This is a genomic window from Catenulispora yoronensis (assembly GCF_039531695.1).
Taxonomy (GTDB): Bacteria; Actinomycetota; Actinomycetes; order Streptomycetales; family Catenulisporaceae; genus Catenulispora; species Catenulispora yoronensis.
Genome location: NZ_BAAAQN010000072.1, coordinates 44,706 through 57,547 on the forward strand (window position 1 = coordinate 44,706; position 12,842 = coordinate 57,547).

Annotated in this window: 5 protein-coding genes; 2 read left to right on the forward strand and 3 right to left on the reverse strand. The window is 71.4% G+C overall.

Features of this window, described 5'->3' with window-relative positions; translation table 11 throughout:
* Nucleotides 1-30 precede the first annotated feature (30 nt).
* Nucleotides 31-2,097, forward strand: coding sequence for a cellulose binding domain-containing protein (locus tag ABD481_RS39695; RefSeq protein ID WP_425559393.1), 2,067 nt, complete (start codon nt 31-33; stop codon nt 2,095-2,097).
* Between the two features lie 178 nt (nt 2,098-2,275).
* Here ABD481_RS39695 and ABD481_RS39700 read toward each other — a convergent pair whose 3' ends face one another.
* The gene (locus ABD481_RS39700) at nt 2,276-6,343 is read right to left on the reverse strand and encodes a S8 family serine peptidase (protein WP_344671049.1); all 4,068 of its coding nucleotides are present in this window, start codon (nt 6,341-6,343) and stop codon (nt 2,276-2,278) included.
* Between the two features lie 236 nt (nt 6,344-6,579).
* On the reverse strand, nt 6,580-7,539 hold the full coding sequence (locus tag ABD481_RS39705; protein WP_344671050.1) for a hypothetical protein: 960 nt from the start codon (nt 7,537-7,539) through the stop codon (nt 6,580-6,582).
* 365 nt (nt 7,540-7,904) lie between these two features.
* Here ABD481_RS39705 and ABD481_RS39710 point away from each other — a divergent pair, with 365 nt between their 5' ends.
* Nucleotides 7,905-10,907: a cell wall-binding repeat-containing protein gene (locus tag ABD481_RS39710; protein ID WP_344671051.1), complete on the forward strand. Its 3,003-nt coding sequence runs from the start codon at nt 7,905-7,907 to the stop codon at nt 10,905-10,907.
* Nucleotides 10,908-11,196: 289 nt separating this feature from the next.
* Here ABD481_RS39710 and ABD481_RS39715 read toward each other — a convergent pair whose 3' ends face one another.
* On the reverse strand, nt 11,197-12,327 hold the full coding sequence (locus ABD481_RS39715) for an alpha/beta fold hydrolase (protein ID WP_344671052.1): 1,131 nt from the start codon (nt 12,325-12,327) through the stop codon (nt 11,197-11,199).
* Nucleotides 12,328-12,842: the final 515 nt, after the last annotated feature.

The following is a 12,842-nucleotide window of genomic DNA, read 5'->3' on the forward strand; positions in this document are numbered from 1 at the left end:
TGATCCGATCGTCCCGAAGGGAGCTCTGCTTTGAGAGTGGGGAGATTCGGCGCGCTCGTCGCGGCCGGACTGCTGGCCGCGACGACGGCCGTGGCCGCCGCGCCGAGCGGCACCGCCGCCACCGCCGCGCAGGTCGACGTCACCGTCAACACCTTGGAAGGGCTGGGCACTATCCCGGCCACCGGCTACGGCCTGAACAGCGCCGTGTGGGACAGCCAGATGAACGCCCCGGCCGTGCAGGGCCTGCTCGGCCAGGCCGGGATCGGGATGCTGCGCTACCCCGGCGGCTCCTACGGCGACATCTACCATTGGCAGACCAACACCGCGCCCGGCGGCTACGTCGCCCCGGGCACCGACTTCGACTCCTTCATGGGCACCGTCAAGACCATCGGCGCCCAGCCGATCCTCATCGCCAACTACGGCACCGGTACGGCGCAGGAGGCCGCCGACTGGGTGCGGTACGCCAACGTCACCAAGGGCTACGGCGCCAAGTACTGGGAGGTCGGGAACGAGAACTACGGCAACGGCTACTACGGCGCCGACTGGGAGGCCGACAACCACGCCAGCAAGAGCCCGACGACCTATGCGCAGAACGTCGTTCAGTACAGCAGCGCGATGAAGGCCGTCGACCCGACGATCAAGGTCGGCGCGGTGCTGACGCTGCCGGGCAACTGGCCCGACGGCGTGCTGGCCGCCGGCGACGCCGCCGACTGGAACCGCACAGTGCTGTCGATCGCGGGCTCGTCGGTCGACTTCGTCATCGTGCACTGGTACCCCAGCGGCACCGGCGCCGCCACCGCGCTGGGCGAGCCGGCCCAGCTGCCCGGGGAGCTGGCGCAGCTGCGCGACGAGATCGGCCAGTACGGCGGCGCCGGCGCCGCGCACCTGGGCATCGCGCTCACCGAGGTGAACGCCGGCGTCGACGAGGACACCCAACCGGACGCGCTGTTCGGCGCGGACACCTACTTCACAGCCCTCGAACAAGGCGTGTTCACCGTCGACTGGTGGGACACCCACAACGGGCCGCAGGCGATCAGCACCGCGCCCGACGGCGCCACCGACTACGACGACTGGGGCGTGCTGTCCAGCGGCACCTGCGTCGGCGCGGTCTGCGAACCGGCGCTGAACACACCGTTCCCGAGCTACTTCGCCCTCAGCATGCTGAGCAAGCTCGGCCGCCCCGGCGACCGGATGGTCCGGGCCGGGAGCGACCAGCAGCTCGTCGCCGCGCACGCGGTCCGGCAGGCCGACGGGAAACTGGCGGTGATGCTGGTGAACAAGGATCCTGCGAATGCCTATACCGTGAACCTGCACTACGCCGGATACACCCCGAGCAGCGCGACCCCGACCGTCTATACCTACGGCGACGAAGCCGCCTCGATCACCACGGCCGCGCAGGGCACCAGCGCCGTGCAGACCCTGCCGCCCTACTCCATCGAGACCGTGGTGCTGACTCCTTCGGGCAACCCTGTCAGTACTCTGACGGCGCCCGGCTCGCCGCGCGTCTCCCAGGTCACCGGCACCGGGGCGACGGTCAGCTGGACTCCCGCCACCGGCGGCACCGCCACCCGCTACGAGGTCTACAGGCAGTTCGGCACCACCAGTGAGCTGCTCGCCGAGTCGACCTCCGCCTCGGCGACCCTCACCAACCTCGTCCCGGGGACCGGCTACACCCTCAACGTTCTGGCCACCGATCAGTACGGCCGCCTGTCGCCGCCCTCGGACCCGCTCACCTTCACCACCGGCACCCCGGCGGCCAGCACCTGCGCCGCCGACTACCAGGTGACCGCCGGCTGGGGGAGCGGCTACGTAGCCGCCATCACCGTGACCGACACCGGCCCCGCCCCGATCGACGGCTGGTCGCTCACCTTCGCCTTCCCCAGCACCGGGCAGGCCCTGGCCTCGGGCTGGAACGCGAACTGGACCAGCAGCGGCCAGAACGTCGAGGCCACCAGCCTGGCCTGGAACGCGAATCTCGCGCCCGGCGGCGGCAACTCGGCGAGCATCGGCTTCGTCGGCAGCAACACCGGCGCGTATCCGCCGCCGGCGGCGATCAGCCTCAATGGGACGGTGTGCACGACGACGTATCTGTCCTGAGGGCGATGCTTGTTCCGAGGACAGGGTTCTGAAGGCAATGTTCTGAGGACAGCGTTCTGAGATGGATGCGAAAAGACCGCTGCCGGGCCCGGAGGGAGTTGGGCTCGGCAGCGGTCGCCTATCGGTGATCGGCTATTGGCTCTCGGCCATCCGCTGTCGCGGACCGCCGGTCACCGCGTCAGTGACGACCTCCGCCCTGGTAGGCGCGGACGATCGTCTCCGTCACGCTGTTCCCGGCGGTGTCCGTCGCCGATGCCCGCAGCGAGGCGAACGCCCCCGGTGCCAGCGGCGGCAGGTCGGCGCGCCAGCCGTCGGAGTGGCGCAAGCGCACGTCCTGCCAGGTCTTCCCGTCGTCCGTCGAGACCTGGAGCGTCACCGTCTTGAACGGCGTGTCCGCCGCACCGTTCTGGTGCGTCGGGCGCAGCACCGCCTGGCGGTCGCCGCCGCCGAGCGTCTCGTCCAGGCCCAACGGCAGGTCCAGGGCGATCTGCGGCAGCGGCAGCGCGGTCACCGCCTCCGTCGGCGAGGCGTGCAAGGTCCAGTCGGTCGTGGAGTGGACCGACGTCTGGGCCGCGCCGCGCGAGTCACGGTCGGTGTCGGCGACGATCCGCAGCAGATGGTCTCCGTCTGTCATCGTGCAGGTGTTCCAGCAGTCGGGGCGCGGGGCGCCGTCCTGGTACCAGGTAAACGTCTGCGCGTCACCGCCGGAAGGCACGTATACCCGCGACTTCAGGTCCGCCGTGCACAGCGAGTCCAGGTTCACGTTCACCGAGCCCCGGTCGCTGAAGGCCTGATACAGCGCCCGGGACGCGTCCGACGGCTTCGGCAGGGGCGCCGCGCACGGGGTGAGCGGACCGGCGAACGGTGCGGACACCACACGTTGACCCGGACGCAGCACGCCGAAGTCCCGCAGCGAGTTCTCGGCGCCCCACGGCGCGATCCTGGCCTCGGAGTGCGCGTAGGAGGCCCAGTCGATCGCGCCGGACGCCTGCACGAACTCGGTGCGCTGCGAAGGGAAGTGCGTCCCGGCGCACACCGGAAGGCTCCCGCCGAAGTTGTACGGCCACGCCGCCGTCTCCCGGTGCGGATACCAGCACTCGTACGTCAGGTCCGCCTGCGACGGCGCCGTGTGGTACCGCGCGTCGACCTGGGCGAACTCGTCCGGGCGCAGGCTGCCGGCGCTCGCCGGGATCCGCGAGTCCGCGGCGCTGGTGAAATACGCCCAGGGGCTGTCCGTCGTGCCCACGATGTGGACCGGACCGCCGGTGATCCGCGCCAGATCCGGTTCGTCGACGAACGCCGTCGGCGGGAGGGTCGGGTCGTAGTGCACGTCGATGAGCCACTGGTAGGAGGTGACGTCGGGGATCAGCACCAGCTTCACGCCGGCCTTGGCCAGGGTCAGCAGCCGGGCGCTCAGTTGCGTGCCGGGCGGCTGGTGGCCGGCGGCGTCGACCGGGGTCGGGTGCAGCACGACGATCTTCCCGGCCAGGTCCTTCCCGGCCAGATCGGCCGGATCGGCCCGGCCGACGTCGATCAGCGGACCCCGGTAGTCGCCCTCGTAGTGGGCGTCGGAGAACTGCGACACTCCCACCGGCACCGCCGAGCCGTGGCCGCGGTCCTTGCCCTCCGGCGTGACGGTCAGTGTCGGCGCGGCCAGCGCCGACTTCTGCGCGTAGGCGAAGGTGCCCTGGGTGGCGGTCCCGCTCGGAATGGCCGTCAGCTTGCGCAGCTGGTCGCCGTCGTAGGTGTATCCGACCTCGGCGTGGAAGGACGCGGTCGGGGTCTCCCGGTCCAGCCAGGCGGTCGCGGCGCTGACGGTCGCGCCCGCCTGCGGAACCCGCGGCGCCACGGGCTTGGCCTGGCGCGCGTCGAAGGTCACGCTCACGTCGTGGTCCAGCTTGATCTGCGGGATCGCGCCGACGGTGAGCGTGCTTTTCGACGGCGAGCCGGGCACGTCGCTCAGGATGCCGGTGGTCAGCACCGCGTAGTTGCCGGCCGGGAAGCGCACCAGCTGCGAGGGCCCGATCCAGCCCGGCCAGGAGACCGCGCCGTCGATCGGCAGACCGGCCCACACCTGGCCGGTGTCCAGGTTGAGCGCCCAGATCGCCGCGTTGAGCGAGGTCGGTCGGCCGCCGTAGGCGTCGTAGAGCTGGACGTCCAGACGGTACTTCTCGGGCTCGGCGGTGTAGGTCAGCGGCAGGTTGAAGGCGGGGGCAGCGGCGGGAGCGGCGGGGGTGGAGGCGCCGGTGGCGGCGTCCGGGGTCGCCGTCAGATACCCGGCGAACACCCCGGTGGCGCTGGAACCGACCGCGGCGGTGATGGTGGCCGCGGCCGATCCGTGCGCCGGGACGGTCAGCGTCGCGGGGCTCACCGACACCGGACCGGCCGAGCCGTCGCCCTTGTGCGTGGCGCTGATCAGGTCGTCGAACCGGCCCGCCGACGCGGTCAGCCGGTAGGTGACCGGCTGGTCGCCGGTGTTGGTGTAGGTGACGGTCTTCGTCAGCGTCTGGCCCGCCGTGCGCGGCCAGGCCGCGTAGCCCAGCGACACCGCGCCGACGTCGGTGGTCACCGCGGCGTCCAGCGCCTCCGGCACTCGCAGCCGCCCGCCGCCCTGGTCGAAAATCGTCTCCGTGGTGTCGGTGGCCGCGTAGTCGACCAGCGCCGCCTTCAGCTGCTGGCCGGTCCAGTCCGGGTGCCGCTGGGCCAGCAGCGCGGCCGCGCCCGCGACGTGCGGCGTGGCCATCGAGGTGCCGGACAGCGTCTGGTAGTACTGGTCGACCGTGTCGCCGAGCGTAGTACCGGCGGCGCGCGCGGCGGTGATGTCCACCCCGGGCGCGCTGATCTCCGGCTTGATGGAGTAGTCGTCGGCGCGGGGTCCGCGGCTGGAGAAGTACGCCATGGCCGAGTCGCCGGCGTTCGTGGCGCCGACGGTCAGCGCGGAGTGCGCGTTGCCCGGCGTGGTGACGATGTACTCGCTCTTGTAACCGTCGCCGCGGCCGTCGTTGCCGGCGGCGATGACGAACAGCGTGCCGGAGGACGCCGACAGGCTGTCGACCGCCAGCGTCAAGGGGTCGGCGGGGTCGTTGTAGTCGCCGCTCGCGCCCAGGCTCATGTTCACCACTTTCGCGCCCTGCGCCACCGCCCACTGCATGCCGGCGATGATCTGGCTGTCCGACCCCGTGCCGTCGTCGCCGATGACCTTGCCGATCAGCAGCTGCGACTTCGGCGCGACGCCGACGTACTTGCCGTTGTCGGCCGCGCCGGAGCCGGCGGCGATCGAGGCGACATGGGTGCCGTGGCCGTACCGGTCGAGGGTGTCCGGGCTGGAGCTGAAGTTCTGCTCGGCCGCGATGCGCCCGGCGAAGTCGGGGTGCTTGTCGTCGATGCCGGTGTCCAGCACCGCGATCTTCACGCCGGTGCCGTCGTAGCCCTCGGCCCAGGCCTGCGGCGCGCCGATGCTCGGTACGGAGACGTCCAGCGCGGCCTTCGCCTTGCCGTCGAGCCAGAGCTTGGCGATGCCGCCGGACAGGGGCGGGTTCTGGGCGGCGGCGGACAGGCCTGCTGCCACCGAGGCGTTGGCGCCGGCGGCGGTGGCGGCCTTGGGCGTCACAGGGGACTGGCCGGATGTCGCGCCGGACGTCGTGCCGGATGTCGTGTCGGCCGTCGCGCCGGCCCCCGTGAGCTGCTGCCAGAACGCGCCGGCCTCGGTCTTCGCCGTGCTCAGCGCGACCCCGGACACGCTCGGCAGCTGCGCGACCGCCTTCGAGTGCTCGGGCACCGGGCGCGCCGCCATCGGCGCCAGGCCCTGGCGCTGCGGATACGTGGCGATCAGCGGCACGGCGGCGGAGTGCTCGTCGTCATAGCCGTCCTCGGCCAGCAGGCTGACGTCGAACAGTCGCCGGTCGAGCTGCCCGCTGCCCAGATACGGCAGAACCTGGTTCGGGATCGCGAACACGCCCTGACTGTTGCTGAAAATGGCTATGGAGTCGGTGCCCCGCACTTGGCTGACCACTTCCGCGTCCGGCCTGCCTTGTGCGTTCTTCCCCACGACGACCTTGTCGCCGGTGATCAGCGTGACCGTGTGGCGGTCGCCGACGATGGCGCTGTCCGACGTCGGCGCCTGGGTGGCGGCGCCGGTGCCGGGATGTACGGAGGCCGGGGCCGACGGCGCCGCCGCCACGGCCGCGGCGGGCCACAGCAGCGAGCCGGCGACAGCCGCGGCCGTCAATGCGCGAAGGGTGCGCATCAGCTTTCTTCCCATTGAGAGGACATGATCGGGAGTATCAAGCCCGGTCCTCGCCGGTCGCTACGCTTCGCGCTGTCGCATGTCGGTCATGACGCGATCAGGAAATGCGGGCTGTTTCCGGCGGGGAAAGCACCCCGGCGGGGCATCCGGAAGCACCCGGAAGTGCACCGAAGCGCCCCGAAGCAGCCGGACGCACCTTTGGCGAAGTACCTGGGGAAGCGCCGACCACTGGCCCGTCAGAGCCACCCGTTGCGCGCGGCGTGCCAGCCCAGCTGGATCCGCGTCGACACCCCGGCCTCCGCCATCATCTCCGTCACCCGCCGCTGCACGGTGCGCACGCTGACGTCCAGCTGCCGCGCCACCGCCGCGTCCGTGGCCCCGGCCAGCAGCAGTGTCAGGATCCGCAGGTCGTCCGGCGACGGCCCGGGGCCGGCCGCGGCCTCCCGGTCGTCCAACGGCAGCGGCACGCTCGCGGCCCAGTAGTGGTCGAACAGCGCCACCAGCGCGTCGAGCAGGCCGCCGCCGCGCACCACCACCGCGCTCGGGCCCGCCGCCGGATCGTTGACCAGCGGCAGCAGCGCCGTGGAGCGGTCGGTGATCACCATCTTCATCGGCAGCGCCGGATGCAGCCGCACCTGGTCGTCCGGCCCGACGCCGGCGCGCAGCGCCCGCAGGAAGTCCGGATACGCCATGACCTCGCGGTCGAACACCGTCCGGTACGCCACCTCGGGATTGGTCAGCGCCTCGGTGTCCTCCAGCCCGATGGCCTGGAACGGCGGCTTGACGAAACCCAGGTGCTGGAACCGCGCCGTCCGGTTCATGTGCAGCACCCGCTCGGTCAGCGCCTCGGCCCCGACCACGATCTCGATGACCTCGTCGCTGCTCTGCACCCGCCGCGCGTCGCGGTAGGTCCGGGCCAGCCCGGCCAACTCGCCCCGCACCTCGGCCAACTCGGCCTGACGCCGCAGGACCAGGCTCTCCAGCGTGACGTCCGGCGGCGCCGCCGAGAACCGCCGCGGCTTGGCGTCGCCGGCCGACACCAGGCCCAGCGCCGTCAGCGCCGTGACCTCCCGCTCCACGACGTCCAGCCGCGTGGACATCAGCTCGGCCAACTCACCGGCGGTGGCCGACGCCACCCCGAGGAGCGTGCGGTATATGCGCTCTCCGGTTTCCCCGACGCCCAGAATCTTCAGCACGACGCCACCTCTTCCGCACCCATGCCCGTTGGGTCCGTCAATGCTAAGGCCCTGTCGTATCTGAGACATGGCGCATATCCGAAATCGATGAGCCGTTCCGCCAGTGGTCTAGGGTATGTGCGTGCTCGAACAGGACGGCGAGACGAATTCGCCCGAATTTCGCCTCCGAGTCACGCGGAGGTCGTGGCGAAGACCGCCCGCCGCCCCGGGACGACACGAACCGGTCACAACCTCTATCGGCAGCTTGCTCGCCAAGGTCTTGAATCGATAAACAAGGTCGCCGTCCCTGAGGGAACTCCGTGAGGCCTGCTGCTCGGTCTCGCGCAGCCGGACGGCGTGCCATTCGAGGGGAAAGGGAACCACCCATGCCGAACGCCGCCCAGCCGCGGCGTGCGCACGCGGTGATCGCCGGGGCGATACCCGTCGCCATCGCGCTCGTCGCCGCGTCCGCCTCCGCAACGCCCGCGCAGGCCGACACGCCGCACAAGAACCGCAACAAGGTCCTCACCGAGACCCACCCGGCATGGGCCACCGCGGCCACCGACCGCGGCGCGCTGCCCGCCGCCAAGCTGATCAGCACCCGGGTCTACCTGACGGGACAGGACCCGGCGGGACTGGCGGCGGCGGCGCGCGCCGCCGCCGACCCGAGCAGCCCGGCCTACCGGCAGTACCTGTCGCCGGCCGAGGTCAAGGCCCGGTTCGGAGCGACGCCGGCGCAGGTCGCGGCGGTGCAGGGCTGGCTCACCGGGGCCGGGTTGAAGATCTCCGGGGTGCAGAGCGACTGGATCGACGCGGTCGGCGACTCGGCCGCTGTGCAGCGCGCGTTCGGCACGCAGCTGAAGAACTACCAGCGGCCCAACGGCTCGGTGGAGTACGCCGCCGCTTCGGCCGCCGTCGTCCCGGCCGCGGTGGCCGACTACGTTTCCGGCGTGTCGGGGCTGATGCAGGCTTCGGTGCGGGTGCACGCGGACTCGGCGAAGGTCAACGCGGCGGCGGCCGTGGACCAGAACTGTTCGGCGTATTGGGGGGAGCGGAGCACCAGCGCGTTTCCGCCCGGGACCAATCCCGGTCCGACGCCGCTGCTGCCGTGCTCCTACACGCCCAAGCAGCTGCGGGACGCCTACGGGGTGACCAAGTCCGGGCTGACCGGCAAGGGCGCGACGATCGCGATCGTGGACTGGTACGCCTCCTCGACGATGCGGGGCGACGCGGATACGTATGCCAAGGCGCACGGTGACGCGCCGTTCGCGGCGGGGCAGTACAACGAGATGTACGACCGGTCGCAGTGGACGCTCCAGCCGGACCCGAACAACCCGAACGCGGTGTCGTGCGGGGATCCGTCGGGTGAGGAGGCGCTGGACGTCGAGATGGCGCACGGTTTGGCGCCGGACGCGAACATTCTGTATGTCGGTGCGAACTCGTGCACCGACGCGGATCTGATGGCGGCCGAGGCGAAGATCGTCGACGGGCACCTGGCGGACGTGGTCTCGAACTCGTGGGGCGAGATCATGCACACGTCGGACGGGCAGGACCTGGATCCGGCGCTGATACCGGCGTACGACCGGATCTTCCAGAAGGGCGCGCTGGAGGGCATCGGGTTCGACTTCTCCACGGGCGACTGCGGGGACGACGACCCGGCCAACGCCGCCGGCGGGGCGAACTGCGCGCCGGACTCGGCGCGGCGGCAGACCGAGTGGCCGGCGAGTTCGCAGTGGGTGACCGCGGTCGGCGGGACGACGCTGGGGACCGACGCGCAGGGCGGGTACGCGTGGGAGGCCGCGATGGGCGACCGGGTCGCGATCGCGCGGCAGGGCGACGCGGCGTGGCAGGCGGTGCCGGGGCAGCGGGTGCCGTTCGCGTTCTACTTCGGCGGGGGCGGGGGGACGTCGGAGGACGTCGAGCAGCCCTGGTACCAGGCCGGGGTGGTGCCGGCGGGGCTGGCGGCGCAGACGTCGAGCGGGCACGGGACGACGCGGCCGATGCGGACCGTGCCGGATGTCGCGATGAACGGGGCGCTGGCGACGTCGGTGCTGGTCGGGGTGACCGGGATGGACACCGCCGGGGTGTACGGCGAGGGCGGGATGGGCGGCACGTCGGTCGCGGCGCCGGAGTTCTCGGCGTTGCAGGCTGATGCGAAGCAGGCGGCCGGGCACGCGGTGGGGTTCGCGAACCCGGCGCTGTACGGGTTGAGCGGGAGCTCGGCGTTCCACGACGTGACGGCGCACCCGGCGGGGCTGCCGCAGGTGATCGAGGGCGTGCACGTGTCGACGGTCGACCCGTCGCGGGGGGTGCTGTATCGGGCCGGGCAGGATTCGTCGCTGGTGGCGGGGGCTGGGTACGACACCGCGACCGGGCTCGGTTCGCCGGCGGACGACTACCTGGCGAGGGTGGGTTCGGTGGCGGTGGGGAGCCCGCCCGCGCCGAACGCGCCGGTGGTGACCAGGTTGTGGGGGTCGGACCGGTACGCGACGGCGATCCGGGTGTCGCAGACGTCGTTCCCGAAGGCCGGGTCGGCCCCCGCGGTGGTCCTGGCGACGGGCGAGAACTACCCGGACGCGCTGGCCGGGGTTCCGCTGGCCACGGAGAAGGGGGCGCCGCTGCTGCTGACGCCGTCGGCGGGCGGCGACGCGCGGGTGACGGCTGAGATCAAGCGGGTGCTGGCGCCCGGGGGGATCGTGTATGTGCTGGGTGGGGTCAACGCGGTGACGCCGAAGGCGGTCGCGGCGCTGGGTCTGCCGGGGTTGCAGGTACGGCGGGTGTCGGGGTCGGACCGCTTCGAGACGTCGCTGGCCATCGCCGACGAGATCGGCAACCCGACGGGCAACGTGGTACTGGCGACCGGCAACGACTTCCCGGACGCGCTGTCGGCGGGCCCGCTGGCGAGCGTGTTCGGCGGCGGGACGGGAACACCGGCCGCGATTCTGCTGACGAACGACCGCACGATGTCGCCCGCGGTGGCGGACTACGCGGCGCATGCGCACTCGGTGGCGGCGGTCGGCGGACAGGCGGTCGCGGCGGTTACGGGGGCACGGCTGTGGAACGTGGATCGCGGGGCGGAGTTCGCGGGGCGGGACCGGTACGACACGGCGGCACGGGTGGCGGGGATGTTCCCGGCGCCGATGACGGTGGGGGTCGCGACGGGGACGCAGTTCGCTGATGCGCTGACGGGGGCGGGGATGGTGGCGGCGGCGCGGAGTCCGTTGTTGTTGACGGAGCCGGGGGGGTTGCCGGGGTATACGGGGGTTGCGTTGCATGGGATGGCGGCGGCTTTGGGGGGTGGGGCGGTGGAGGTTTTTGGGGGGCCGGCGGCTGTTTCGGAGGGGGTTTTGCGGGCGGTGGCGGGGGTTGTTGGGGGGAGGGTGGGGTGAGGGGGTGGTTGGTGGTTGGCGCCGGTAGCTGACTGCCCTGACTGCCGGTACCCGAACTGCTGACTGCTGAGCTGGGACTGCTGACTGCTGACTGCCGACCGCCGGCCGCCGGCCGTCGAGTTGTCGAGCTGCCGAAAGTCGAGCTGCCGGCTGTCGATGCCGATTGCTGGTGGTCGGTGGTGCTTGTAAAGGAAAAAGAAAGAAAAGGGCACTGCGAAGCCCCCTTCGCAGTGCCCTCCGGCGACGGCACCAGGTGAGCGGCCGAGCGGCGGGGCCCGGCCACCCACCACTACCCCCTGTTGGCCGCCTCCGACTCGTGCGCGGCGACGAACCGCCGCGCTGCTCTGCGTACCGTCTCGGCCAGGAGGTCCGGGGCGGCGATGTGGGCGATGTGTCCCTGGCCGGCGAGCGTGACGACTTCCGCGTCGGGTAGGACTGCGGCCAGGTCTGCCAGGCGTTCGCGGAGGTGGGCCGGGCTGGTGTCGCCTTCGATCAGTACGGTTGGTACGTCCAGCGCGGCGAAGCGTTCGGTGCCGACGCCGAGTGCGTCGATTGCCTCGGCGTCCGCGATCTGCGCGCCGGCGTGGGTGGTGAAGGCTTGCTGGGTTTGTTCGTCGGCCAGCATCGCGTCGACGAGGTCGCCCGGGAAGCGCACGATGTCGCGCAGGTGGATGCGCATCGCCTCGACCGGGTCGCCCTTTTCGAATACCGCGCGCGCTTCGACGACGGCTGCGCCGCCGACGAGGGAGCGGGTCGGGAGGGGAGGTTCATAGAGGACGAGTCCGGCGTAGGCGGAGGGCGTGGCCAAGGCGGCTTCGAGGGCTGCTACCGCGCCGGAGGAGTGGCCGACCAGGACGATCGGGGGTTCGAGGATTTCGGTGATGGCGAGGACGTCGGCTGCTTCGACCGCGACTGAGTGCGGGAGGGTGATGTCGGCGCCGGGGGCGTAGATGCGGCGCTGGGGTTGGACTACGCGGAAGTCGGGGCGGAGGAGGGTGGCTACGGCGTCCCAGGAGGTGAGGTCGCCGCCGCCGGGGTGGATGATGAGGAGGGTGGTGGGGGTGGTGGGGGGTTTTGAACTTTCGGAGTGGTTGGAGCTGTGGGAGCTGTTGAGGTCGGTGGGGCTGGTGGAGCCGGTGGAGTCGGTAGAGCTGTTGGCGCTGTTGGCGTTGTCGGAGCCGGTAGGGCCGGTGGAGCCGATAGAGCCGTTGGCGCTGTCGGAGCCGGTGAAGCCGGTGGAGCCGGTAGAGCCGGTGGAGCCAGTGAAGTCCGTAGAACTGGCGGCGCCGTTGGGGCTGGTGGAACCGTTGGCGTGGTCAGTGTGATCGGTGTGTTCGAAGTATGTGGAGCGTGGCCCTGAGCCTGTGTCGCGGGCGGTGACGGGGTAGCCGTCCGGGGACGTGGCGCGAAGCTCGGTCATGCGATCGAGTGTGCTCCAGGTCGCGGAGGCAGTACTGACAGACCACTGATATCTACCCGTTCGGCGGGGAGAAAGCGGCACGCGGGTATCGCGAGCTGGGCGGGGAGTGGCGGGGTCGCCTACAATCCGGCGGCTGGCGGTAGGGGGTATTGCTTAAGAGCTTTTTTGACGACCTTCGGCCATGGTGCTGACTGGTCGGTGGCGGTCGTTGGGTGGGGGGTGCTGTCGATCTCCGAGAGCCGTGTCGCTGTGGGTGAAAGGCCAGATCAAGGGCCAGTCAAGGTCAACTGCGCCTCCGGCGGCCCCTCCGGGGAGGGCCTCGCTCTGGAAAGAGTGGGCCAGGCGGGTCGGTGCGGCTTTGCGCTGTGGTTCCGGTTTCGGTTCCGGCCTTTCCGTCGCATCGTCGCCTGAAGGAATCACACCGCCCAGGCGGTATCAAGGCGACCCTTTGGGTGCCGTGCCCTGGCTGATGCGAGCCTTGACACCGCCTGGGCGGCGCGATTGGCTGCGCCCGC